Genomic DNA, 22366 nt, shown 5'->3' on the forward strand with positions numbered 1-22366 from the left:
GTGGGAGACGACCTGTCCGCGGTGGCTCACTTCCTTTATGAGGCGGGCACGCTCAAGCACACTCGGCGCACCGGTTGGTGGATGGCTGGCGTCCGCGATCCTGAGAGTGTCGCCGAGCACTCCTGGCGTGCTTCGCTGATCGCCTCCATCATCGCCAAGCTCGAAGGTGCTGACCCCGCTCGCGCCGCCTTCCTTGCCGTCTGGCATGACACCCAGGAGACGCGCACTGGGGACGTGAATTACCTGGGCAAGAAGTACGCCGCCGGCGCTGACCCTCGGGAGGTAACTGCGGATCAGACACGTGGCATGCCCGAGGTTCTGTCAACGACTGTGCGCGAGCTAGTCGCCGAGTACGAAGCGAAGGAGTCTCCTGAGGCGCTCTGTGCCCGGGATGCCGACAAGCTGGAGTGCATGCTGCAGGGCATCGAGTACAAGGCGCAGGGGTACGAGAACGCCCAGCGGTGGATCGACAACAGCCGAGCCCGGCTGACGACTGAGACGGGCAAGAGACTCGCTGAAGAACTCCTCGCACACGGTTCGCTGGACTGGCTGCGATCGGTCCTCGGCGAGACGTAAGCACTACCCCGAACACGACGAAACCGCCCCTCCCGCGCCCGTAGGCGGGGAAGGGGCGTGGTGTTCAGCGGGCGGCGACCTTCTCGTACAGCGTCAGCCCCAGCGCGGCGCACGCGGTGATGGCGGCGATGGACGGCAGGGGCCAGCGGGATTTCTCCAGGGTGTCGAGGCGCGTTTCATGGTCGGCGAGCTGCTTGTCGGTCTGGTCGCTCCGCTGGACGAGGAGTGCGAGCGAGCCGTCGTTGCGGGCGAACCCCGTCTCCACGGTCCCGCGCAGCCGCTCCAGTTCCAAGGCGACCTGCCCCGACTCGATGGGCGTCACCCGCGGCCCGCCGGCTCGTCGGTGCGGAGCCCGCCGGGCAGGAGCCGCTGCACGCCGGGAACGGCCATGACGCGGGCGAAGCCACCCGCGAGGGCGAGGGCGCCGGCGACCCAGGGCAGGGACTCGGGGATGCCGGAGGCGGACACGATCGCGGGCAGGACGACGGCGATGCCGAGCGCGGTCTGCAGGATCGTTGGGGCGGTGCGCTTCGAGGCTTCGGACATGGGGGGCTCCGTTCAGTCAGTGAGGCGGGCGGCGAGCTTGTCGGCGACGAGCTCGGCGATCTGCTCGGCGAGCGCGGGGTGGGCGGCGACCTGGGTGGCGAGTGCGGCCAACTGGTCCGGGGTGAGGGTCGGGGCCTTGAGGGCGTCGACCTTCGTGCCGAGCGCGGCGACGGACTTCACGGCGGTGGAGGCCTGCGCGGCGGTGTTGTTCAGGAGGGCCCACGCGTCCACGGTGCCCTTGCCCTTGTACTGCCAGCCGCTGTACGGCACCTGCGCGGCGTGGATCTCCTTGAGCTGCTTGGCCTGGGTGGCGTCCATGTCGGGGGCCTCCTCCTGCGTTCCGTTGGCCCGGGAGACGATGCCCGGGAAGACGATCTCTCTGAACTGCTTGATGCGGGCCGCGCCGGGACAGGCGGTGCCGCTGACGGACCACTCGCGGAACAGCGAGTGGTAGCCGAAGCCGGGGTCGTCCCAGGTGCGGCAGATCCGTAGCGGGATCCCGTGTGTCTCGTGAGCCCACACCCCGAGCTTGATCAGCTCCTCAATCTGCGCTGCGGTCCACGGGTCGGTGTGCTGCAGGTTCGAGGCCGACTCCAACGAGATCGCCCCGAGCCGTCCGGTCTCAGGTTCGCCCTGTAGTTGGCGTCAGCCTTCGTACCAGTGCCGATGAACTGCCCCAACGAGCCGTCGTAGTCCAGGCCGAAGTGGGACTCCAGGTTGGTGGAGTCGCGCCAGTACTCGTACATGCGGCGCTCGTCCCACGGCGCCGCGATGCTGTGGAGGATGAGCTGCGTCGGCCGGATCGACGCCTGGGAGTCGGACTCCGGTTGAAGCTCCATCCGGATCGCGCCGGGGTACCAGGCCACGTGAGCCTCCAGACATGAGGGAGGCCCCGGCCAGCAGGCGCGGGGCGGGCGGGAGGGGCAGGGTCAGGCGGTCTCGTAGGTGATCTGCGCGTGCAGGTAGTTGGTGGTCGCCGCGGTCCAGCTGTGCGGCTGGCTGGGTGACCACTCCTGCGAAGCGCTGTGCGAGAAGACCTTCATCGTCGACTGGTTCTTGATGACGGCCGTGGTGCCGGTGAACCAGGCCGTGGCGCTGTGCGCGCGGGCCGCCCCGCAGTAGACGAAGTTCGCGGACGTCCCGGCCGGGTTCGCCGCGGTGTAGGGCAGCGAGAACTGCCAGGTCCCGGTGCCGAACGTCGTGGTCGTTCCGGCGACCATCTCGACGATCGCGGTGCACGTCTTTCCGACGAGCTTGGACCGGCCGGTCAACGTTCCGTTGCTGATGGCTGGGTTGGTGCTGCTCGCGGTCCAAGCCGGAACGTAGGCGACCCACGTGGCGATGAGGTCGGTGAACTGGTCACGGATCTCGGCGTTCATGTAGGCGGCGGTCACGAATTCACCGACGACCCATGTGCGGGGTGTGGCCAGGGGCATGGGTCAGACCTCCGGGTCGGGGGTGGGCGGCTCGACCGGCACAGGTTCCGCCGGCCGGGACGGGGCGGCGGGGTGCCACCAGTTCCGCTCGGCGACGGGGAGCAGGGCCATCTGCCGCTCGGCTGCCTCCGGGTCCGCGGGGAAGTCGAGGGTCCACCAGCCGGTGCCGCATTCGACGCACCACATGCGCGGGTCGGCCGGGGTGACGACCTGCGCTGACATGCAGGTGCACGTCGCTACCCACCAGGCAACCAGGGCGCGAACAGTCCGCCCGGGAGGCCGTCTTCACCATTGGCCACCTCGAATGCGGCCAGACCGTCACCTTCCGGATCCTCGTGTCAGGTAGGGATGCCGGCAAGTGGAAGGTCATACCCCACAACCCCGGCGGGGATGTCGGCTTCCATGAGCGCTCCGCCGAGCGCAGACGAGACGACCGGGAACACGTCCCTGCTTTCCTCTCCCTGACGTTCCTGCTGCTGAGCGTCCCGCCCCTCTTCGCCTTCCTGGGAGACATCGGCGAACTCGCTGCGGCGATCGTCAGCATCGCCTTCCTCGCCAGCATCGCGCCTCACCTCAGTCCCACAGCACGCGCCCTCCGGGACTTCCTCACGCGACCCCGGCAGGGTCTGCCGTGACCATCAGCCGCGTCGACTCAAGCGTCTTCGCGTTCGGCGAGGATGCGCATATCCACGATGTGTCCTTCCCGCCGAACCAACCAGCCGCGGGTCCCACTGATCCAGCGTGATCCCTCCGCGTAGTGCGCTCCATCGCGCCCGGGAAGCGACCCCGTACGGGAGCGCATCGGCAGCGCGGCAGACGGAGCGCCCCTGGAGCCGTCTGCGAGCCGCTTCGCGGCAGAGGTGGTCCTGCAGACGGGGCGTGGATGACCCGCTTCGGGTCCGGGGAGGATTCCACCGCCCCGCCCCCGACGGATCGCTCAGGACCTTGGCGCGGGCACCAGAGCGCGGCGTGGCCGAATTTCGATAATCGCCTTTTGGACAAGTGCGTGGATTATTGGCCAGACCATCCGACTCTCCTGGCATATCCCCTTCGTTTCTCCATAGCCTCTATGACGACCGCAAGTCTGGAACAGAGGGGGAACCGTGAAGCTCACGGAGCGAATTTCAACGTTCGGAAGCACACTCGCAATCGCAGCCTCGGCGCTCGCGATGACATCGACCCCTGCAAGCGCCACCGTCACAGCGGACCCGTGCGCAGGGAAGTCCGAAAACTACATCGTCAAGAACTACACCAGGGGATTCGTCAACCTCCCCCTGCGTTGCGGAACGTCGACCTGGGGATACCGACACCTGGTCCCCAAGCACGGATTCAATGACAGCCAGATCGCCAACACGGTGGCACGAGGCAAGCAGAGCTTTGGGTTCTACTACACGAACCTGGCCCAGTGTCCGCCCATGACGTTCAAGGTCGTCTATAACGACGGGGCCCTTGGCGGTACCGGAGTCAGGCCGCAGGGCATCATTACCGCCTACTACCAGGCCGGCCACATTTCATCCATCGCCCCTCAGTCGACCGAAGCAGCCTGCTAAAATCAACGCATGGAGCAAGTGAGCATTCCTCCCGGACTTCAAATGGAATTGGAAAAGCCGTTCGGAGGTCGAGGGGATCCTGCTTTCAAGCTGTCAAACATCGCGTTCTCGCGTGAAGGCGGAGAACTCACCCTGTCTGCGACCGTGGACATCACCCCGGACCGCGAGCACAGCGAGCGGTGGCTCCTCAGTCTGGAGTTCTCCGAATTTGACGCCGCCGCTGCGCATCAGGACGAAACAGCAGAAGCGCACTCCTGGTTCGCTTTGATGGCGAAGACAAACATCATCGAATGGTGGCACACACGGAAAACCGAGCCCAACATGCCCCTGCCACCCCGCCGCATCGGGTAGGTCCCCGATCTTTCGGTGAGTGACACATCGCCCGCCGGGCAGGCGCCGGCCCGCACTGGGAGCCATCTGGGAGCCGACCTGCTCCCCAAGCCTTCGCGACACCGCCCAAGCCCACGGCGCACCAACGCTGTAACCAGGAGAAACAGCGAAACGGCCGGTGAGGAATCGGACCGAACCTCATTCGGGACGAAGAGGTCGTGGGTTCAAATCCCGCCCCCCGACATCCGGTAAGGCCAGGTCAGGCCCTCATGAAGGGACGCCGAGTGGGCGTTCCGCCCTTGCAGGCTGCGGCACCGTCTGTGCGTGAGCGATGCGTGAGCGGATGTTCCGGCACAACCCGGTCCGGCAGGATCGCGCGGCACCGTTCACCGCGTCCGACCAGGCAGTCCCGGACGGAGCGACACCGTCCGGCATGAGCCGGTCGGACCCGGCCAGGACTTTTAATCCCTTGGTTGTGGGTTCGAGTCCCACACGGCCTACCGAAGGTGGGGGAGGGGTGACCCCTCTGACCTGCTGCGGAGCGCCCCGACCGGTTTCGACCGGGCGGGGCGCTTCCTCGTTCGAGGGCGCTTGCGTGAGCGGGCGGGCCCGGTCTTCTCGGTGAGGCCGACTCAGTTCAGGACGCCAGGTCGAACTGCTTGAGCCAATTCGGGTCGGCGTCGCCGATCGTGGCTACCAGGCCGCCGCAGAGCAACACCATGTACAGGGTGAAAGCGATCGGGTCTCCGTAGCGCTTCACTGCTTCATTGAGGGTCAGGTTGGGCGCGTCCGGATGGCCGATGAACCCTGCCGCCTGGAGAAGGTCGTCGTGCTGGATCCCCAGGGTGTCGGACACCCAGTGGACAGTGTCCCGAGCCTGATCCTCGGTGATCTGCTCCCGAGCCCCTACGAGCCAGGCCATCAGGATTGCCCAGACCATGGTGGGGTCCGAAAGGTGCTCACCCTCGATGAAGGATCCTCCGGGCCCCTTGGAGGGGTTCTGCATCCACGAGGCGATGTCCGCGCGCAGGCGCTTTTGGGTCCGGACGCGGGAGATCTCCGAGAGATCGGGCCTGACGTCGTGTGCCGCCCGAGCGGCGCGTGCGCTCCGGCGGCGCTGGCTGTTTCGTCCCATGGACCGAGCATGACGCTCGGGTCCACCTCGGGGAGGGAAAACAGCCAACAATGCCCGGTTCATTGGCGATGCGGTTGCGTCGCCTTGCAGGCATCCGGCCTGAGCCTGCAGTGCGCCGGTCTTCGCGCCGACGAGGAATGAGCGGAGCCCAAGCGCCGGGTGATTCCCAAGCTCATACCTCTTCGTCGTGCAGATGCAGCTCGGCATCGTCGAGTCGGATCAGCCAAGTACGCGTCGACGTGCGGTTCACCGTGACTCCTTCGAGGCCGGCTTTGGGATGAGTGAGAGATGCGGTGAGGTCCCCAGGGAAGGGGTAGCCCCGCCATTCGAGGTCCCATCGTCCCTCGTGCCCCCACAGACGGCTCGCGGGCGCCCAGCGGGCTCGCTCGGCTGTGCGATCGAGCGGATCGGTGAACCAACCCCCCAGGTCGAAGGATCCGTCTGGATCTCGCAGGGACATGCGCACGCAGATGCCGGCCAGGAGTCGCTTCATGGAAAGGCTGATCTCGGGGACGGCAGCGATCTTGTCGCATTCGCCAGCCGTGAGTGGCTGCTCCATGCCCAAGCGCCGTCGCAGATTCGGCAGGCGCTGAGCCTGGCTTCGGTTCGCTGGAAGGAGTTCTCGCTGGGAAACGTACAGCTGAGCGCCACTTGGCAGGTGCCGTAGGCGCCACAGGTGGTAGCCCAAGCGTTCCTCGACCCGCATCCCAGGGATGTGCGGGTCGGTCGGACTGCCGACAAGGCGGAGGGCGACGTTGTCGCAGGCACTGACGATCAGCACGAGGTGATCAAATCGAGGGGAGACGACCGGGCCGTAGGCGCCGATCTGCCCGACCCGCCAGCGCAGCCGAGGCGCGGCCAGCGTTCCGTGGTTGAAGCAGGCAAGGGCCAACAGAGCGCGCAGTTCGGTCTGCTCCGGAGTGCAGTGGTCTAGTCCCAGCCCGCCGGACCTATCGATTCCTGGCAGGGCGGTGGCAGGGATCTCTCCCGTGAAGCCGGCGCGGATGAGTGAGGCAGCTTTGGCTGTGGTGTGTGGCATGGCGCGATGTCCTTTGGCGCTGCCGGGTCAGCAGGGGTTCGCGTCCGTGTTCGCACATCGGGAGGCACAACATGAGAGGAGTCGCGGAGTGGGCGCGCCGCACCCTGGACGAGCCAGGAAACCCGGGCGACCCGCTACGTCCTCCGGGCCTCCGCGGACCGGTTGCAGGCGACAGTACCGGCGTGATCGATGGATCAGCTGTGTTCCACACGCTGGATTCATCCGATGGGGTGTCTCGCCGGATTTGCTGCCTACCGAACGGCCCCAGGCAGAGACGTTCTGACCTGGGGCCGGAGTCGTTTCAGGGGCGGTTCCGCGCCCCGCTGTTCGCGTCAGTCGGTCGACCAGCCCGCCGGCAGCAGCGCCGCAAGTCGCTCCGGGTCGACCAGGATCTGGATCTGCACGATGCGGTCGTCCACGACCGTGAAGGCCATCAGCCCCGCCGGGCGGCCGTCCACCAGGGAGACGAGGCCGGGGGCGCCGTTGACCAGGACCGTGCGGTAGGCGCGGCGGAAGCGGGCGAAGGTGAGGGCCTGGTTCACGACCGCCTCGGCGCCGCGGACGAGCTTCGAGGCCGCCGCGAGGAGCTTGCCGCCGTCCGCCCGCAGGACCACGTCCGGGTCGAGGACCGCGAGCAGGCCCTCGAAGTCGCCGCCCTGGGAGGCCGCCAGGAAGGCGTCGACCACCTGGCGCTGGCGGGTGACGTCGGGAGCGGGCGCCGGGGCCGCGCCCTGGACGCGGCGGCGGGCACGGCTGGCGAGCTGACGGGTCGCGGCCGGGGTGCGGTCCACGATCGGGGCGATCTCCTCGAAGGAAACCGCGAACATGTCGTGCAGGACGAACGCCAGCCGCTCCGCCGGACCCAGCGTCTCCAGGACGACGAGCAGCGCCAGGCCCACCGAGTCGGCGAGCAGCGCCTCCTCCTCGGGGTCACGGACGGTGTCCGCGCCCCGGACCACCGGATCGGGGACGTAGTACTCCAGCGGGTCCTCGCGGCGCGAGGAGCGCGAGCGCAGCATGTCCAGGCACACCCGGCCGACGACCGTCGTCAGCCAGCCGCTGAGGTTCCGCACCTCGCCGATGTCGGAGCGGTTGAGCTTGAGCCACGCTTCCTGGACGGCGTCCTCGGCCTCGCTCAGCGAGCCGAGCATCCGGTAGGCGACCGCCTTCAGGTGGGTGCGGTCGGCCTGGAAGCGCTCGGCCAGGAGGTCCTTCTCGTCCATCGGTGTCTCTCCCTCGTCGTGTCCCGTCATCCGGTATGACGGAAGGCGCCGGCGAAACGTGACAGGTCCACGGCCGCTGAGGTCCGAACCCCCGGGCCTTTCCCGGCCCCCGTACCGTCCGCTGCGTGAGATCCTCGCCCACCCCCGCCGAACGCGCGGATTTCCCCGGCCGATCCGCTCCAGTGCCGGGATTTGCCCCTTCAGCGTCGTGATCTTCGGCCGTAGATTTTCCTGCATGACGACAACCTCGCAGGTCAACGCCGTACTCCGCACTCCGCCGGCCTCCCCCGCCGCAGCGGCCGCCTACTTCTCCGCCAGCCTCGCCTTCCACGCCGACGTCTCCGATGTCGCCACCGCCCTCGCCGCCGAAGGCGACCCCGGCTTCGTGGTCATCGACACCCGCTCCACCGCGTCCTGGGACCAGGGCCACGTCGCCGGCGCGATCCACCTGCCGACCGCTCTCATCCCCGAGCAGGCCGAGCAGCTGCTCGACCGGTCCGTCCCGGTCGTCACGTACTGCTGGGGCCCCGGCTGCAACGGCGCCACCCGCGCCGCACTCGCCCTCGCCGAGCTCGGCTACCAGGTGAAGGAGATGCTGGGCGGCTTCGAGTACTGGGTCCGTGAGGGCTTCCCGTACGAGACGTGGGAGGGCCCCGCGAAGAAGGACGCGGACCCGCTGACGGCCCCGGTCGACGCCGAGGACTGCGGCTGCTGAGCGGGCTGCCGGGGAAACGGATTTCCGGATCGGCTCCCCATGCCGTAAGGTCATATTCACCGACGCGGGGTGGAGCAGCTCGGTAGCTCGCTGGGCTCATAACCCAGAGGTCGCAGGTTCAAATCCTGTCCCCGCTACTGAAGTCGAAGGCCCGGATCCTCAGGATCCGGGCCTTCGACGTATGTCCGCGTGCGACACGTGCCCGCGCCACCCGGAAACGACGAAGCCCCCGAACCGAAGTCCGGGGGCTCGCGTGGTCTCAGGCGGTCGTCGCGCAGTTCGGGCAGATCCCGCGGTACGTCACCTCGACGTCCGAGATCGTGAAGCCGAAGCGCTCCGTGTCCGGCAGGTCCGCCAGCGGATTGCCGTCCGGGTGGACGTCGCGGATGGCGCCGCAGCTGCCGCAGACCAGGTGCTGGTGCGGTCGGTGGGCGTTCGGGTCGTACCGCTTGGCGCGGCCGTCCGTCGCGACCTCCATCACCTCGCCGAGAGTGACCATCTCGCCCAGCGTGTTGTAGACGGTCGCCCGGGAGATCTCGGGCAGTCGCTCCACGGCGCGGGCGTGGACCTCGTCGGCGGTCAGGTGTACGTGATCCCCGTCGAGGACCTCGGCCACCACACGCCGCTGCGCGGTCATCCGCCAGCCGCGGCCGCGCAGTCGTTCCAACAGGTCACTCATGAGGACCAGCCTAACAGTGAGGGGACCGCGGTCCCGAACGGGTGTGACTTTGGAAGTTCACTTGACTTAGACATTGTCTATCGTAGGATCGAACCCGGCATTGGCCAAGAGCAACACCCTGGATCCGTTCGGGGCAGGCCAAGGGACAGGACTTGCAGGAAATGACGCAGGAGGCGCACGTGACGCAGGGACCGCTCACTACGGAGGCCGGCGCGCCGGTCGCCGACAACCAGAACAGCGAGACGGCGGGCGTCGGCGGTCCCGTCCTCGTCCAGGACCAGCTCCTCCTCGAGAAGCTCGCCCACTTCAACCGTGAGCGCATCCCGGAGCGTGTGGTCCACGCGCGCGGCGCCGGTGCGTACGGCACCTTCACGCTCACCCGCGACGTCTCGCAGTGGACGCGTGCCGCGTTCCTCTCCGAGGTCGGCAAGCAGACCGAGACGTTCCTGCGCTTCTCCACCGTCGCGGGCAACCTCGGTGCGGCCGACGCGGTGCGCGACCCGCGCGGCTGGGCGCTGAAGTTCTACACCGAAGAGGGCAACTACGACCTCGTCGGCAACAACACCCCGGTGTTCTTCATCAAGGACGCCATCAAGTTCCCGGACTTCATCCACACCCAGAAGCGCGACCCCTACACGGGCTCGCAGGAGGCGGACAACGTCTGGGACTTCTGGGGTCTGTCCCCGGAGTCGACCCACCAGGTGACCTGGCTCTTCGGCGACCGCGGCATCCCCGCCTCGTACCGCCACATGAACGGCTACGGCTCGCACACCTACCAGTGGAACAACGAGGCCGGCGAGGTCTTCTGGGTCAAGTACCACTTCAAGACCGACCAGGGCATCAAGAACCTCACCCAGGACGAGGCCAACAAGCTCGCCGGTGAGGACCCGGACAGCCACCAGCGCGACCTGCGCGAGGCCATCGAGCGCGGGGACTTCCCGTCCTGGACCGTGCAGGTCCAGATCATGCCGGCGGCCGAGGCGGCGAACTACCGCTTCAACCCGTTCGACCTCACCAAGGTGTGGCCGCACGAGGACTACCCGCCGATCGAGATCGGCAAGCTGGAGCTCAACCGCAACCCGGAGAACATCTTCGCCGAGGTCGAGCAGTCGATCTTCAGCCCCGCGCACTTCGTGCCGGGCATCGGCCCGTCCCCGGACAAGATGCTCCAGGGCCGTCTCTTCGCGTACGGCGACGCCCACCGCTACCGCGTCGGCATCAACGCCGACCACCTGCCGGTGAACCGCCCGCACGCCACCGAGGCGCGCACCAACTCCCGTGACGGCTTCCTCTACGACGGCCGCCACAAGGGCGCGAAGAACTACGAGCCCAACAGCTTCGGCGGTCCGCACCAGATCGACCGCCCGCTGTGGCAGCCGGTCCCGGTGACCGGTGTGACCGGCGACCAGGCCGCCCCGATCCACTCCGAGGACAACGACTTCGCCCAGGCGGGCAACCTCTACCGCCTGATGTCCGAGGACGAGAAGGGCCGTCTCGTCGACAACCTGGCGGGCTTCATCGCCAAGGTCTCGCGTGACGACATCGCCGAGCGCGCGATCAACAACTTCCGCCAGGCGGACGGCGACTTCGGCAAGCGGCTGGAGGCCGCGGTCCAGGCCCTGCGCGGCTGACGACGCTTGTCGTGGACAGAGAGGGCCGGACTTCCGTACGGGAGTCCGGCCCTCTCGCGCTGTCCGGGCGCTACCCGGCCAGCGAGGGCGTGCGCCGATGTGCCGGGGTCCAGCAGCGGATGATGTCGCGCACCGAGACGATGCCGACCGGCCCCGTCCCGTCGAGCACGACCAGGTGACGGAACCCGCCGTGCGTCATGGCCGCCGCGGCCTCCTCCAGGGTCCATGTCGGCGCGGCGAAGACGACGTTGTTGGTGGTGTGGGCGCCGGCGGTCTCGTGGTCCGGGTCCTGGTCCGCGCCGATCGAGTTGAGGATGTCGCGCTCGGTGAGGATGCCGAGCCCGCTGGTGTCGGTGTCGAGGACTATGGCCGCGCCGACCCGGCGGGCCGACATCAGTCGCGCCGCCTGCCGGAGGGTGTGGGCGGGTCCGATGGTGAGGACAACCGTGCTCATGGCGTCACGGACGAGCATGGATGGAGCCACCTCCTTGGTGAACGGTTCCCGCTTCAACGAGAACCGATTCACAAGTTCACAAGTGGGGGGCTCCCAGAGTGGCACCGGGTGACCGGCTCAACAAGGGGGCGCGCAGGGTGCTCGTGGGGGCGCCCGCGGCGGTCGGCCGGGGTCAGCCCTTCTGGTTCAGGTAGCTCAGCAGCTCACCGTGGAGCAGCCCGTTCGACGCCGCCGCGTTGCCGCTGTGCGGGCCGTGCTGACCGTCCAGGCCGGTGAAGGTGCCCCCCGCCTCCTGGACGATGATCGCCGTCGCCGCCATGTCCCAGAGGGAGAGCTCCGGCTCGGCACAGATGTCCACCGAGCCCTCGGCGACCATCATGTACGGCCAGAAGTCGCCGTACGCGCGGGTCCGCCAGCACGCGCGCGTGAGGTCGAGGAAGCCTTCGAGGCGGCCCCGCTCCTCCCAGCCGCTCAGCGAGGAGTAGGCGAAGGAGGCGTCCGCCAGCTCCCCGACCTTCGAGACATGGATCCGGGACGCGGACGTCAGGCTGCGGCCGGTGTACGCGCCCGCGCCCTTCGCCGCCCACCAGCGCCGGCCGAGGGCCGGCGCCGAGACCACGCCCACGACCGGCTGGAAACCGGTCTCGCCGGCCTCCATCAGTGCGATCAGGGTGGCCCAGACCGGCACCCCGCGCACGTAGTTCTTGGTGCCGTCGATCGGGTCGATCACCCAGCGCCGCGGGCCCGTGCCCTCGACGCCGTACTCCTCGCCGAGGATCGCGTCACGCGGCCGCGCCCGCTGGAGCTGACCTCGGATCAGTTCCTCGGCGGCCTTGTCGGCCTCGCTCACCGGCGTCATGTCCGGCTTGGTCTCGACTTTCAGGTCGAGCGCCTTGAAGCGGTCCATGGTGGCCGCGTCGGCGGCATCCGCGAGGACATGGGCGAGACGCAGATCATCGTGGTAATCGGCCATGGTCGAAACTCTATCCCTCGAAGGGGCGGGGGCTCACGGGAGCCCTTGACAGTGCGTGGCCACGCGTCAACTCTGTGCGCAGAACCGTTCTGGCCGGGAGGCGACGATGCCTACTGCCCGTGATGCCCTGCTCGATGCCGCGCTCACGGCCCTCGCGGGGCTGCCCTGGTCCGCGGTCCGGATGGTCGACGTCGCCTCCGCCGCCGGCGTCTCGCGCCAGACCCTCTACAACGAGTTCGGCAGCAAGGAGGGGCTCGCCCGCGCTCTGGTACGGCGCGAGGCGGACGCCTATCTGCACGGCGTGGAACGGCTCCTGGCCCGGCCGGACCCGCCGGAGCGGAACGTCGCCGCCGTCGCCGAGTGGACCGTCACGGAGGCCGTCGCCCGTCCCCTGCTGCGAGCCCTGCTCACCGGCTGCTGGGGCAGGCGGCTCCCCCCGCCCCGCCCGGCGCGGGCCGGTGCGCGTGCCTCCGCCGTCCCCGCCCAGCGGCGGGCCGACCGGGGCGTTCCCTCACCCGTGGACCTGCTCGGGCAGGCCCGGGACCGGGCCGCGACGGCGCTGGTCGAGGGCGGGCGGGGCGAGGACGCGGAGCAGGCGCTGCGGTCCTGCGAGGTCGCCCTGCGCCTCGCGCTGTCGTACGTGATCGCCCCGGGCGGCGTCGTCCCGGCGAACGACGCCGCGCGGGGTCAGTGGGCCGAACCGGAGAGCTGGAGGCCGACGACCCCCACGATCACGAACGTGATCGAGACGATCTTCAAGGTGGACACGATGTCGCCGAGGAAGATCATTCCGTAGATCGCCGTGCCCGCCGCGCCGATGCCGGTCCACACCGCGTACGCGGGGCCGACGTCCAGCTTGCGCAGGGCGAGAGTCAGCAGACCGAAGCTGCCGAGGGCGAAGGCGGCGAAGGCGATCGTCGGCCACAGCCGGGTGAAACCGTGCGAGAGCTTGAGGCAGACCGCGAAACCGGTCTCCAGGACCCCCGCGATCACCACCAGCAGCCACGCCATCGTCAGTGCCTCCCACGCCGTCGGTGACTGCTTCGTCGCACTTGGTGCGATTATGCACTTACCAACAGCGGTCGACCGCAAACGTGCGCGACTCAGTCGCCCTCGCGTCGTTCCCGGGTGGCGAGCAGCCGCCGCAGCGAGTTCAGCCGCGCCGGGTCGGCGTGCCCCTCGGCCACCCACGCGTCCAGCGCGCAGTCCGGCTCGTCGTGGCTGCAGGCCCGCGGGCAGTTCTCCGTACCGGGGACGAGATCGGGGAAGGCCAGGATGACCCGGGACGGATCGACGTGGTGCAGGCCGAAGGAACGGACGCCCGGAGTGTCGATCACCCAGCCGCCCTCCTTGTCGTCGAGCGGCAGGGCGAGCGCCGAGGTGGTGGTGTGCCGGCCGCGGCCCGTGACCGCGTTGACGACACCCGTGGTCCGCCGGCGGTCCGCCGGCACCAGGGCGTTGACCAAGGTCGTCTTGCCGACACCGGAGTGACCGACGAAGGCCGTGGTCCGTCCCTTGAGGTGCTCGTGGACCCGCTCGGCGGCGACCCCGTCGACGAACTCGTCGCGGGTGGTGACCACATGGGGCACACCGAGCGCGCCGTACATCTCCAGGAGCTCGTCCGGCGAGGCCAGGTCCGACTTCGTCAGCACGAGGAGCGGGGTGAGGCCCCCGTCGTACGCGGCGACCAGGCAGCGGTCGATCAGCCGGGGGCGGGGCTCGGGGTCGGCGAGCGCGGTGACGATCGCCAGCTGGTCGGCGTTGGCGACGACCACCCGCTCGTACGGATCGTCGTCGTCCGCCGTGCGACGGAGTACGGAGCTGCGCTCACCGATCCGTACGATCCGGGCCAGGCTGTCCTTCTCGCCGGACAGGTCGCCCACCAGGGAGACCCGGTCGCCGACGACGGCGGCCTTACGGCCCAGCTCACGGGCCTTCATCGCCAGGACGACCCGGTCGTCCACCAGGCAGGTGAGCCGGCCGCGGTCCACGGTGAGGACCATGCCCTCGACCGCGTCCTCGTGCTTGGGGCGGATGTTCGTACGGGGACGGTTGCCCTTGCGGTTGGGCCGCTGGCGGATGTCGTCCTCGTCGGTGTGCTTCCCGTAACGCCGCATGGCTCAGACCCCGAGCATTTCGGTCCACATCCTGGGGAAGTCGGGCAAGGTCTTGGCCGTCGTCGCGACGTTCTCGATCTCCACGCCCTCGACCGCGAGGCCGATGATCGCGCCCGCCGTGGCCATCCGGTGGTCGTGGTACGTGTGGAAGACACCGCCGTGCAGCGGGCGCGGGCGGATGTGCAGGCCGTCCTCGGTCTCCGTGACGTCGCCGCCGAGTTCGTTGATCTCCTTGGTCAGGGCCGCCAGGCGGTCCGTCTCGTGGAGCCGCAGATGGGCGACGCCGCGCAGCGTCGAGGGGGAGTCGGCCAGCGCGGCGACCGCCGCGATGCCGGGCGTCAGCTCGCCGACCTCGCCCAGGTCGACGTCGATGCCGTGGATCCGGCCGGTGCCCGTGAAGGTGAGGCCCGCGTCGGTGAGTTCGCAGGAGCCACCCATCTCGGTGAAGATCTCCCGCAGCGCGTCACCGGGCTGGGTGGTCCTGGCCGGCCAGTCCGGGACGGTGACCCGGCCGCCGGTGACCAGGGCCGCGGCCAGGAACGGCTGGGCGTTGGACAGGTCGGGCTCGACGATCAGGTCACGCCCGAGCAGGGCGGAGGGGGAGACCCGCCAGACGTTCGGCTCGCCGCCCGTCTCCGGCTCGTCGACCTGGGCGCCGACGACGCGGAGCATGTCCACCGTCATCCGGATGTGGGGCAGGGAGGGGAGCTTGGCGCCGACGTGGCGCACCTCCACCCCCTGGTTGAAGCGGGGCGCCGAGAGCAGCAGGGCGCTGACGAACTGGGAGGACGAGGAGGCGTCGATCTCCACCGGGCCGCCGTCCAGGGCGCCGCCGCCGTGCACGGTCATCGGCAGCGCGCCGCGCCCGTCGTCGTCGATCCTGGCGCCCAGCACGCGCAGCGCGTCGATCACGCCGTGCAGCGGGCGCTCGTGCGAACGGGCGTCGCCGTCGAAGTGCACCGGGCCGTCGGCGAGGGCGGCGACCGGCGGCAGGAAGCGCATGACCGTGCCGGCGTTGCCGACGTCCACGGTCGCCGGTCCGTGCAGCGCGGCCGGAATGATCCGCCAGGCCTCGCCCGTACCGTCCGGGCCCACGCCCTCCTCGATCTTCACGCCGAGCGTGCGCAGCGCCTCGGCCATCAGCAGCGTGTCGCGGGAGCGCAGCGGGCGGCGCAGCCAGCCCGGCTCGGCGGCGAGCGCGGCGAGGACCAGGCCGCGGTTGGTGACCGACTTGGATCCGGGCACGGTGACGGTCGCGTCGACGGCGCCGCTCGCATACGGGGCGGGCCAGGGGTCGGAGATCGGGGCGGCGTGCTCGGAGTGCGCGGAGCTTTCGGTCATGCCCTCACTTTAGTGGGGACCACACCGACTACAGCCCCAGCAACCAGCGGCCTCCGCCGATCAGGGAACAGATGGAGACCGCATGGAAGAGGAAGAGCCACATCGCCGGGTGGGCATGGGTGAGGCGGGCGAGCTGATCGGCGTCGGAGTCCGGTGCCCCGCCGTGGCGCCGCTTGGCCTGGAGCTCGAAGACCGGGCGGACCCCGCCGAGCAGCAGGAACCAGACGACGGAGTAGGCGAACGCCGACTGCACGTCCGGGCCGGTCAGCCAGGAGACCAGGAGGAACGTGCCACCGGTGAGGACGACGGTGAGCGCTCCGTACGCGTTGCGGATCATCACCAGCATGACCAGGAGGAGCGCCGTGGCCAGCCACAGCAGAAGCGTGATCCGGTGGTCGGCGAGCAGCCAGGCGCCGCCGAGGCCGAGCAGCGGCGGGGCGGTGTAGCCGGCGGCGGCGGTCAGGATCATGCCGATGCCGGTGGGACGGCCGCGGCTGACCGTGAGCCCGCTGGTGTCGGAGTGCAGCCGGATGCCCTGGAGGCGGCGGCCGGTGACGAGGGCGATCAGACCGTGGCCGCCCTCGTGGGCGATCGTGACGGCGTTGCGGGACAGCCGCCATATCGCGCGGGGCGCGGTGGCGGCGAGGGCCGCGAGGGCGGTCGCGATCACCAGCCACAGGTCGGGGGCGGGCTGCGTACCGAGGACTTCGGTCATTTCCGGACTGGCTCCTCGGGAGGGTCGTGGATCGTGGCAGTGTGGCACGTATGTGCGGACGGTATGCGGCGAGTCGGCGGCCCGAGGACCTGGTGGGGCTCTTCGGCGTCGAGAAGTGGGAGCCCGAGGAGACCCTCGCTCCGGACTGGAACGTGGCCCCCACCAAAGAGGTCCACGTGGTTCTGGAGCGTCGTCTGAAAGACGCGGGGTCGCCGCGCCCGGTTCGCCAGCTGCGGACGTTGAAGTGGGGCCTCGTGCCGTCCTGGTCGAGGACGCCGGAGGGCGCGGCCCGGATGATCAACGCGCGGGCCGAGACGGTCCATGAGAAGCCCTCCTTCCGCCGGGCGTTCTCGTCGAGGCGGTGCATCCTGCCGGCGGACGGCTATTACGAGTGGGTGACCGGGGCGGGCGAGCGCGACCTGGAGGTCGAGGGGAAGAAGAAGCGGTCGCGGAAGCAGCCGTACTTCGTGACCCCGGCGGACGGGTCGGTCTTCGCGATGGCCGGGCTCTACGAGTTCTGGCGGGACCGGACCCTGCCGGACGACCATCCGGCGGCGTGGTGGGTGACGTGCTCCGTCATCACCACGGAGGCGGAGACGGGGCCGCTGGGGGTGGCCCCGGCCGAGGGCCCGCGGTCGCTCGCGGAGATCCACCCCCGGATGCCGCTGATGCTGACGCCGGACCGGTGGGACGCGTGGCTGGACCCGGGCCGCACCGACGTCGACGACCTCACAGGCCTCCTCACGGCGCCCCCGGAAGGCATCATGCGGGCCTATCCGGTGGCGACGGCGGTGAGCAACGTCCGCAACAACGGCCCGGAGCTCCTTGAGGAGCTGGAGGGCCCGGAGGTCGGCACGCTGTTCTGATCCCGCTGCCGCCCTCCCCCGCGCGGCAGGATGGGGGCGTGACGAAGAGCGAGATCGTGACGACCGACGCCGGGGACGCCCGCCTCACCTGGCATCCCGGCAGGAAGCCCTGGGCGGTCCTGGCGCTGAGCCATGGGGCCGGGGGCGGGATCGAGGCGCGGGACCTCCGGGCACTGGCCGCCGCGCTGCCGGCCGAGGGAGTGACCGTCGCCCTCGTGGAGCAGCCGTGGCGGGTCGCCGGCAAGAAGCTGGCGCCCGCGCCCAAGACCCTCGACACCGGCTGGCGGGGCATCTGGCCCGCCCTCGCGAAGCCAGGCCTCCCGGTGATCGCCGGGGGCCGCAGCGCCGGGGCCCGCGTCGCCTGCCGCACCGGCAAGGAGCTCGGCGCCACCGCCGTGCTCGCACTGAGCTTCCCACTGCACCCGCCGGGCAAGCCCGAGCGGTCCCGCGCCGACGAGCTGCTCGGCGCCGGCCTGCCCACCCTCGTCGTCCAGGGCGGCAACGACCCCTTCGGAAAGCCCGAGGAATTCCCCGAAGGGGAGTACGGACTCGTCGAGGTGCCGTACAGCGATCACGGATTCGCCGTCGCCAAGAAGGCGGCGCTCACCCAGGACGAAGCCCTCGAACTGATCACCCGCGCGGTCTCCGGGTGGCTTTCCTCGCTCCGGGAATGCTGAGCACACGACCACGGTTGTGACGCATGTCGGTGTGAAGAGCAAAGGAAGAGGGAGTCCGTCGCATGGGTTCGACCATCTGCCCCGCGCGCCCGCAGGCCGCTGACCTCGAGTGGACAGTGCTGCCCGCGGCCAAGGTCGCCCCTATTCGGGCGGCGGGCGGAGCGGTTCCTCGTCTATCCTCCGAAACGAGCGGGTCCGCATTCGGGTTCGCCGCAGCGCTGGAGGAGGTGGGTCCGGTCACTGGGACCGACACAGGGACCGACGAAGGCCCCGAGGAGACGACCGCGGAGCGCAACGCGCGCTTCGAGCGGGACGCCCTCGGCTACCTCGACCAGATGTACTCCGCCGCGCTGCGCATGACGCGCAATCCCGCGGACGCCGAGGACCTCGTGCAGGAGACGTATGCCAAGGCGTACGGCTCCTTCCACCAGTTCCGCGAGGGGACGAACCTCAAGGCGTGGCTGTACCGCATTCTCACCAACACCTTCATCAACTCGTACCGCAAGAAGCAGCGTGAGCCCCAGCGCAGCGCCGCCGAGGAGATCGAGGACTGGCAGCTCGCCCGCGCCGAGTCGCACATGTCGACCGGACTGCGGTCCGCCGAGTCGCAGGCCCTCGACCACCTGCCGGACTCCGACGTGAAGGAAGCGCTTCAGGCGATCCCCGAGGAATTCCGCATCGCCGTCTATCTGGCCGACGTAGAGGGCTTTGCGTACAAGGAGATCGCGGACATCATGGGGACACCCATCGGTACGGTGATGTCCCGACTGCACCGGGGCCGCCGCCAGCTGCGCGGCATGCTCGAGGACTACGCCCGCGACCGCGGGCTCGTTCCCGCGGGCGCCGGAGAGTCGTCGAACGATCTGAAAGGCTCGGGCTCATGAGCTGCGGAGAGCCGCACGAGACGGATTGCTCAGAGGTTCTGGATCATCTCTACGAGTTCCTCGACCATGAGATGCCCGACAGTGACTGCACCAAGTTCGAGGTCCACTTCGAGGAGTGCTCCCCGTGCCTGGAGAAGTACGGCCTGGAGCAGGCGGTGAAGAAGCTCGTCAAGCGCTGCTGCGGCAGTGACGACGTGCCCAGCGATCTGCGGGCCAAGGTCATGGGCCGGATCGATCTCATCCGCTCGGGCCAGCTGGTGCCCGAGCAGGACGTGACGGCGACCGCCCAGGAGTGACCCCCGGATGTACGTGAGGGCCGCCGCGATCCGATCGCGGCGGCCCTCACGCATACATCAGCTTGTATCACCCGATGGTGCGAATCAGCGGCCGTCGGCCCGCGCGCTCCACCCAACTCGCTAGCGTGACAGGCGTGATGGGCGTGAAGGCGATTCCTCCGGCGGCACGTGGGTACATCGGCTGCGTCCTCCTCGGCGCCGCCGGGTGCGTCCTGCCGGCCCTCCGCCCCGGCGCGCACGTCCCCTGGACCACCGTCGTACTGCTCACCGTCCTGTACGCGGTGTGCGAACTGCCCTCCCGCTGCCGGCTGCTCGGCAGGGCGTTCGGCGGCTCGGGGGCCATGGGCGCCGGCTCCTTCTTCCCCGTCCTGCTCGCCTCCGCGCTGCTGCTGCCGCCCGCGGCCGCCGCGCTCACCGCGCTGCCGGGCGCGCTCCTCGCCCGCGTCGAGCAGCGGCCGGCCGGCGTACGCCGGGTGTGGCGGTCGGCCCAGCTCGTGCTCGCAGTCTGGGCCGCCGCGCTGGTCGCGGGCGCCCTGCACGGCCACAGCGCCCTCGGCCGGGGGCCGCACCTCCCCGACTTCCCGTACGTCCTGCTCCCCGCCGCGGCCTCCGCGCTCACCTTCTGCCTGGTCCTGACCGCCCTCGACGGCGGCGTCCGGATCATGGCCGAGAGGGTGCCGCCGCGCACCGCCTGGCGCGGGCTGCTCGGGCGGGCGCTCGCCCCGCACGCCGTGCACGGCCTCGCCGGGTTGATGATGGCGGTGCTCTGGTGCAGTACGTACGGCCCCGTCGCCGCGCTCTTCGTCCTGCTGCCCATGTACATCTCCTGCTGGGTCTTCGCCCAGTACCACCGCGAGCGCGCCGCGCACCAGGCGACGATCCGCGCCCTGGTCCAGGCCGTCGACATCAAGGACGGGTACACCCGCGGGCACAGCGAACGGGTGGGCGCGGCCTCGGTGCTGATCGCCCGTGAGCTGGGGATGGAGGAGGAGCGCACGGAGATCCTCCGCTTCGCGGGGATCCTGCACGACGTGGGGAAGCTGGGCGTGCCGACCCGCGTGCTCACGAAGGACGGGCCGCTGACACCGGAGGAGCGCCGGATCATCGAACTGCATCCGGAGTACGGACACGAGATGGTCCGGGGGATCGGCTTCCTCGGCGAGGCGCGGTCGGCGATCCTCCACCACCACGAACGGATGGACGGCAGCGGATACCCGTACGGGCTCAGCGGGGCCCAGATCCCCGAGGTCGCCAGGGTCGTGGCGGTCGCGGACGCCTTCGACGCGATGACGTCGACCCGCTCCTACAGCCGGGCACGCCCGGTGAAGACGGCGGTGGCGGAGCTGGAGCGGTGCGCGGGCACGCACTTCGACCCGCGGATGGTACGGGCCCTGGTGCGGGCGCTCGACCGGCACGGCTGGCAGACGGCGGTCACCGCCGACGAGTCCGGGCCGCTGGGGGCCGGTGTCCCGCCGCCACGCACCCCCGCGGGGCGCGACACCGCCCCGGGCACCGCCCGCCCGCCCGCCGCCACGGCCACGTCCGCGCCGGAGCCCGAGCCCCCCGCGGACGGCGCCGAGCCCGGTACGACCCGCTCCCTCGACCGACCCCTCGCCCCACCCTCCGACCGGCCCCACGACCCACCTTCGGACCGGCCCCTCGACCCACCTTCCGAGCGGCCCTCCGACGGACACCTCGACGCGGCCTCCGACCGGCCCTCCGACCTGCCCCTCGACCCACCTCCCGACCGTCCCCTCGGCCGGCCTCTCGACCCGCCGCTCGCCCGACGCTGGGCCCGGCCCCTCGAACGGTCTTTCGGCCAGCCGATCGCCCGCCGACGGGGTCGCGGGTGAAGCCCGGCAGCCGGACCGTCGGCGCCGTCCACGGCAGCGCCCTCCTGCTCACGCTCGCCGGGTTCGCCTCCACGCTCTGGTACGGCGTCGACGAGCCCGGCAACGCCCTCGCCTTCGGCGTCCTCATCGCGCTCGGCGAGCTCGCCCGCTGGGGCGCCCTGCCCGGCGAACGCGAACCCGCGCCGCTGGCCGCCGCCGGAGCCCTCGCGTACGCCCTGCTCGGCGAGAGCGCGGACGGCACCACGACCCACGGCGTCCTCCAGATCATCGCCGTCGTCGTCGCCGGCGGGCTCGCCGGGATCGTCCCGCACGTCGCCCGCGGCGAGGGCCCCGACCTCGACCATCTGGCCCGGCGCATCCTCACCGTCGGCTTCGCCGCCTTCTGCTTCCAGCCGCTCTACAACGCGGGCGAGGTCACCGCCGTCCTCGGCCAGGGGCCCTTCTACGCCCTCTTCCTGCTGCTCCTGCTCGGGCTCACCGCCCTGTGCGACGCCGTGCTGGCCGCCCTGATGCTCCGCGCCCGCAAGGGCTACCCGTACGGCCCCCTGCTCCGCGACGAGCTCCGTGCCCTGCTCGGCATCGGCTCCGCCGTCTGCGCCACCGGCACCGTCATGGCCCTCGGCGTGGCCGTCGCCGGGCTCTGGGCCCTGCCCGTCTTCTGCGTCCCGCTCCTCCTCACCCAGCTCTCCTTCCGCCGGTACACGGCGGTGCGCACCACCAACCGGCAGACCATCGCCTCACTCGCCCGCGCCACCGAGGTCGCCGGCTACACCCCTCCCGGGCACGCCCGCCGCGTCGCGGCGCTCAGCGGCGCCGTCGGGCGCGAGCTCGGCCTCTCCGGGCCCGACCTGACCGTCCTGGAGTACGCCGCGCTCATGCACGACATCGGGCAGCTCTCCCTCGTCGACCCCGTCCCCGAGGGCGCCACCGCACTCCTCCCGGCCGAGGAGCAGCGCCGGATCGCGCTCCTCGGGGGTGCCGTCGTCCGCCAGACCGGCGTCCCGGCGGCCGTGGCCCTCGTCGTGGAACGGCAGGCCGACCCGTACCGGGAGCAGCCCCTGCCCGCCCGGATCGTCCGTACCGTCAACGCCTACGACGACCTCGCCCGCGGCAGCGCCTGCGGGGCGCTCACCGCCCTCGAACAGCTCCGCCTGGGCACCGCCCGCGACCATCACCCCGAGGTCGTCGAATCCCTTGCCAGAGTCCTCGCACGCGGTGGGGGAGTGGAGAGCATCGCCCCCCTGCCTCCTGGGTAACCCATGGGTAATGAGCGCGCGTCCAACCGGGCATGGTTGGATGCGAACAAGAGGGTGAAGCGACCGGCAGGCGG

Annotated in this window: 28 protein-coding genes, 1 tRNA gene and 1 pseudogene; 14 read left to right on the forward strand and 16 right to left on the reverse strand. The window is 70.3% G+C overall.

What is annotated here, in order from left to right; translation table 11 throughout:
* Entirely contained in the window at positions 1-576 is a 576-nt protein-coding gene (locus J7E93_RS02565) for an HD domain-containing protein (RefSeq protein WP_215065563.1), read from the forward strand.
* Positions 577-640: 64 nt separating this feature from the next.
* On the opposite strand, the gene J7E93_RS02570 is transcribed toward J7E93_RS02565, so the two are convergent.
* The 6 genes from J7E93_RS02570 to J7E93_RS02595 all read right to left on the reverse strand — a co-directional run bounded on the left by J7E93_RS02570 (position 641) and on the right by J7E93_RS02595 (position 2780).
* Positions 641-898, reverse strand: coding sequence for a hypothetical protein (locus tag J7E93_RS02570; RefSeq protein WP_215065564.1), 258 nt, complete (start codon positions 896-898; stop codon positions 641-643).
* The gene (locus J7E93_RS02575) at positions 895-1122 is read right to left on the reverse strand and encodes a hypothetical protein (protein WP_215065565.1); all 228 of its coding nucleotides are present in this window, start codon (positions 1120-1122) and stop codon (positions 895-897) included. Before J7E93_RS02575 ends, J7E93_RS02570 begins: the two co-directional genes overlap by 4 nt.
* A gap of 12 nt (positions 1123-1134) precedes the next feature.
* Positions 1135-1719, reverse strand: a complete 585-nt coding sequence (locus J7E93_RS02580; protein WP_215065566.1) for a hypothetical protein — start codon at positions 1717-1719, stop codon at positions 1135-1137.
* Entirely contained in the window at positions 1656-1988 is a 333-nt protein-coding gene (locus J7E93_RS02585; protein ID WP_215065567.1) for a hypothetical protein, read from the reverse strand. The genes J7E93_RS02580 and J7E93_RS02585 overlap by 64 nt, the downstream gene beginning before the upstream one ends.
* Before the next feature lie 63 nt (positions 1989-2051).
* Positions 2052-2558 carry a hypothetical protein gene (locus tag J7E93_RS02590; RefSeq protein ID WP_215065568.1) on the reverse strand — a complete coding sequence of 169 codons (507 nt, stop codon included), beginning with the start codon at positions 2556-2558 and terminating at the stop codon, positions 2052-2054.
* A gap of 3 nt (positions 2559-2561) precedes the next feature.
* Positions 2562-2780 carry a hypothetical protein gene (locus tag J7E93_RS02595; RefSeq protein WP_215065569.1) on the reverse strand — a complete coding sequence of 73 codons (219 nt, stop codon included), beginning with the start codon at positions 2778-2780 and terminating at the stop codon, positions 2562-2564.
* Positions 2781-2893: 113 nt separating this feature from the next.
* Here J7E93_RS02595 and J7E93_RS02600 point away from each other — a divergent pair, with 113 nt between their 5' ends.
* The 3 genes from J7E93_RS02600 to J7E93_RS02610 all read left to right on the forward strand — a co-directional run bounded on the left by J7E93_RS02600 (position 2894) and on the right by J7E93_RS02610 (position 4459).
* Positions 2894-3193 (forward strand): hypothetical protein, encoded by a 300-nt coding sequence (locus J7E93_RS02600; protein ID WP_215065570.1) that lies wholly within the window; start codon positions 2894-2896, stop codon positions 3191-3193.
* Between the two features lie 468 nt (positions 3194-3661).
* Complete coding sequence (locus J7E93_RS02605) at positions 3662-4108, forward strand: hypothetical protein (RefSeq protein ID WP_215065571.1); 447 nt, start codon at positions 3662-3664, stop codon at positions 4106-4108.
* Positions 4109-4117: 9 nt separating this feature from the next.
* Positions 4118-4459: a hypothetical protein gene (locus J7E93_RS02610; protein WP_215065572.1), complete on the forward strand. Its 342-nt coding sequence runs from the start codon at positions 4118-4120 to the stop codon at positions 4457-4459.
* A gap of 616 nt (positions 4460-5075) precedes the next feature.
* Here the strand turns inward: J7E93_RS02610 and J7E93_RS36670 are convergent.
* From J7E93_RS36670 to sigJ, 3 genes are all read right to left on the reverse strand, one after another.
* A complete protein-coding gene (locus tag J7E93_RS36670) occupies positions 5076-5573 on the reverse strand; it encodes a hypothetical protein (protein ID WP_251065937.1) in 498 nt (165 codons plus the stop codon).
* A 172-nt stretch (positions 5574-5745) separates the two neighbouring features.
* Complete coding sequence (locus tag J7E93_RS02620) at positions 5746-6612, reverse strand: hypothetical protein (RefSeq protein WP_215065573.1); 867 nt, start codon at positions 6610-6612, stop codon at positions 5746-5748.
* Between the two features lie 332 nt (positions 6613-6944).
* Positions 6945-7835, reverse strand: a complete 891-nt coding sequence (gene sigJ, locus J7E93_RS02625; protein ID WP_215065574.1) for an RNA polymerase sigma factor SigJ — start codon at positions 7833-7835, stop codon at positions 6945-6947.
* A gap of 235 nt (positions 7836-8070) precedes the next feature.
* On the opposite strand from sigJ, the gene J7E93_RS02630 reads away from it, so the two are divergent.
* Both J7E93_RS02630 and J7E93_RS02635 read left to right on the forward strand, forming a co-directional pair.
* Positions 8071-8550: a rhodanese-like domain-containing protein gene (locus J7E93_RS02630; protein WP_215065575.1), complete on the forward strand. Its 480-nt coding sequence runs from the start codon at positions 8071-8073 to the stop codon at positions 8548-8550.
* 63 nt (positions 8551-8613) lie between these two features.
* A tRNA-Met gene (locus J7E93_RS02635) sits at positions 8614-8687 on the forward strand.
* Between the two features lie 122 nt (positions 8688-8809).
* On the opposite strand, the gene J7E93_RS02640 is transcribed toward J7E93_RS02635, so the two are convergent.
* Positions 8810-9229, reverse strand: a complete 420-nt coding sequence (locus J7E93_RS02640) for a Fur family transcriptional regulator (protein WP_215065576.1) — start codon at positions 9227-9229, stop codon at positions 8810-8812.
* 179 nt (positions 9230-9408) lie between these two features.
* Between J7E93_RS02640 and J7E93_RS02645 the strand changes: the two genes are divergently transcribed.
* On the forward strand, positions 9409-10860 hold the full coding sequence (locus J7E93_RS02645; RefSeq protein WP_215065577.1) for a catalase: 1452 nt from the start codon (positions 9409-9411) through the stop codon (positions 10858-10860).
* Between the two features lie 70 nt (positions 10861-10930).
* Here J7E93_RS02645 and J7E93_RS02650 read toward each other — a convergent pair whose 3' ends face one another.
* Positions 10931-11332, reverse strand: coding sequence for a cyclic nucleotide-binding/CBS domain-containing protein (locus tag J7E93_RS02650; RefSeq protein WP_215065578.1), 402 nt, complete (start codon positions 11330-11332; stop codon positions 10931-10933).
* Between the two features lie 154 nt (positions 11333-11486).
* Positions 11487-12287 (reverse strand): histidinol-phosphatase, encoded by an 801-nt coding sequence (hisN, locus tag J7E93_RS02655; RefSeq protein ID WP_215065579.1) that lies wholly within the window; start codon positions 12285-12287, stop codon positions 11487-11489.
* 106 nt (positions 12288-12393) lie between these two features.
* Here hisN and J7E93_RS02660 point away from each other — a divergent pair, with 106 nt between their 5' ends.
* Positions 12394-13083, forward strand: a complete 690-nt coding sequence (locus J7E93_RS02660; protein WP_215065580.1) for a TetR/AcrR family transcriptional regulator — start codon at positions 12394-12396, stop codon at positions 13081-13083.
* On the opposite strand, the gene J7E93_RS02665 is transcribed toward J7E93_RS02660, so the two are convergent.
* From J7E93_RS02665 to J7E93_RS02680, 4 genes are all read right to left on the reverse strand, one after another.
* On the reverse strand, positions 12975-13298 hold the full coding sequence (locus J7E93_RS02665; protein WP_215065581.1) for a multidrug efflux SMR transporter: 324 nt from the start codon (positions 13296-13298) through the stop codon (positions 12975-12977). The genes J7E93_RS02660 and J7E93_RS02665 overlap by 109 nt on opposite strands.
* Positions 13299-13390: 92 nt before the next feature.
* Positions 13391-14404, reverse strand: a complete 1014-nt coding sequence (gene rsgA, locus J7E93_RS02670) for a ribosome small subunit-dependent GTPase A (protein ID WP_215065582.1) — start codon at positions 14402-14404, stop codon at positions 13391-13393.
* A gap of 3 nt (positions 14405-14407) precedes the next feature.
* Complete coding sequence (gene aroA / locus J7E93_RS02675) at positions 14408-15745, reverse strand: 3-phosphoshikimate 1-carboxyvinyltransferase (RefSeq protein ID WP_215065583.1); 1338 nt, start codon at positions 15743-15745, stop codon at positions 14408-14410.
* Positions 15746-15773: 28 nt separating this feature from the next.
* A complete protein-coding gene (locus J7E93_RS02680) occupies positions 15774-16460 on the reverse strand; it encodes a M50 family metallopeptidase (protein WP_215065584.1) in 687 nt (228 codons plus the stop codon).
* A gap of 50 nt (positions 16461-16510) precedes the next feature.
* On the opposite strand from J7E93_RS02680, the gene J7E93_RS02685 reads away from it, so the two are divergent.
* The 6 genes and pseudogenes from J7E93_RS02685 (at position 16511) to J7E93_RS02710 (ending at position 22292) form a co-directional block, all read left to right on the forward strand.
* Entirely contained in the window at positions 16511-17326 is an 816-nt protein-coding gene (locus tag J7E93_RS02685) for an SOS response-associated peptidase (RefSeq protein WP_215065585.1), read from the forward strand.
* A 38-nt stretch (positions 17327-17364) separates the two neighbouring features.
* A complete protein-coding gene (locus J7E93_RS02690) occupies positions 17365-18003 on the forward strand; it encodes an alpha/beta family hydrolase (RefSeq protein WP_215065586.1) in 639 nt (212 codons plus the stop codon).
* A 227-nt stretch (positions 18004-18230) separates the two neighbouring features.
* Positions 18231-18887, forward strand: coding sequence for a sigma-70 family RNA polymerase sigma factor (locus tag J7E93_RS02695; RefSeq protein ID WP_189600590.1), 657 nt, complete (start codon positions 18231-18233; stop codon positions 18885-18887).
* Entirely contained in the window at positions 18884-19183 is a 300-nt protein-coding gene (rsrA, locus tag J7E93_RS02700; protein WP_215065587.1) for a mycothiol system anti-sigma-R factor, read from the forward strand. The genes J7E93_RS02695 and rsrA overlap by 4 nt, the downstream gene beginning before the upstream one ends.
* Before the next feature lie 143 nt (positions 19184-19326).
* A pseudogene (locus J7E93_RS02705) lies at positions 19327-20715 on the forward strand (HD-GYP domain-containing protein); the annotation flags it as partial.
* 317 nt (positions 20716-21032) lie between these two features.
* Positions 21033-22292: an HD-GYP domain-containing protein gene (locus J7E93_RS02710; RefSeq protein WP_215065588.1), complete on the forward strand. Its 1260-nt coding sequence runs from the start codon at positions 21033-21035 to the stop codon at positions 22290-22292.
* Positions 22293-22366 lie beyond the last annotated feature (74 nt).

The sequence above is a fragment of the Streptomyces sp. ISL-36 genome, from assembly GCF_018614205.1.
Lineage (GTDB): Bacteria > Actinomycetota > Actinomycetes > Streptomycetales > Streptomycetaceae > Streptomyces.

Bases quoted from the DNA above. Each gene is read 5' to 3' on its own strand.
- J7E93_RS02575 (WP_215065565.1), bottom strand. From the start codon at position 1,122: ATGTCCGAAGCCTCGAAGCGCACCGCCCCAACGATCCTGCAGACCGCG.
- J7E93_RS02590 (WP_215065568.1), bottom strand. From the start codon at position 2,558: ATGCCCCTGGCCACACCCCGCACATGGGTCGTCGGTGAATTCGTGACC.
- J7E93_RS02595 (WP_215065569.1), bottom strand. From the start codon at position 2,780: ATGTCAGCGCAGGTCGTCACCCCGGCCGACCCGCGCATGTGGTGCGTC.
- J7E93_RS02610 (WP_215065572.1), top strand. From the start codon at position 4,118: ATGGAGCAAGTGAGCATTCCTCCCGGACTTCAAATGGAATTGGAAAAG.
- J7E93_RS36670 (WP_251065937.1), bottom strand. From the start codon at position 5,573: ATGGGACGAAACAGCCAGCGCCGCCGGAGCGCACGCGCCGCTCGGGCG.
- J7E93_RS02620 (WP_215065573.1), bottom strand. From the start codon at position 6,612: ATGCCACACACCACAGCCAAAGCTGCCTCACTCATCCGCGCCGGCTTC.
- sigJ (WP_215065574.1), bottom strand. From the start codon at position 7,835: ATGGACGAGAAGGACCTCCTGGCCGAGCGCTTCCAGGCCGACCGCACC.
- J7E93_RS02630 (WP_215065575.1), top strand. From the start codon at position 8,071: ATGACGACAACCTCGCAGGTCAACGCCGTACTCCGCACTCCGCCGGCC.
- J7E93_RS02640 (WP_215065576.1), bottom strand. From the start codon at position 9,229: ATGAGTGACCTGTTGGAACGACTGCGCGGCCGCGGCTGGCGGATGACC.
- J7E93_RS02650 (WP_215065578.1), bottom strand. From the start codon at position 11,332: ATGCTCGTCCGTGACGCCATGAGCACGGTTGTCCTCACCATCGGACCC.
- hisN (WP_215065579.1), bottom strand. From the start codon at position 12,287: ATGGCCGATTACCACGATGATCTGCGTCTCGCCCATGTCCTCGCGGAT.
- J7E93_RS02660 (WP_215065580.1), top strand. From the start codon at position 12,394: ATGCCTACTGCCCGTGATGCCCTGCTCGATGCCGCGCTCACGGCCCTC.
- J7E93_RS02665 (WP_215065581.1), bottom strand. From the start codon at position 13,298: ATGGCGTGGCTGCTGGTGGTGATCGCGGGGGTCCTGGAGACCGGTTTC.
- rsgA (WP_215065582.1), bottom strand. From the start codon at position 14,404: ATGCGGCGTTACGGGAAGCACACCGACGAGGACGACATCCGCCAGCGG.
- aroA (WP_215065583.1), bottom strand. From the start codon at position 15,745: ATGACCGAAAGCTCCGCGCACTCCGAGCACGCCGCCCCGATCTCCGAC.
- J7E93_RS02680 (WP_215065584.1), bottom strand. From the start codon at position 16,460: ATGACCGAAGTCCTCGGTACGCAGCCCGCCCCCGACCTGTGGCTGGTG.
- J7E93_RS02685 (WP_215065585.1), top strand. From the start codon at position 16,511: ATGTGCGGACGGTATGCGGCGAGTCGGCGGCCCGAGGACCTGGTGGGG.
- rsrA (WP_215065587.1), top strand. From the start codon at position 18,884: ATGAGCTGCGGAGAGCCGCACGAGACGGATTGCTCAGAGGTTCTGGAT.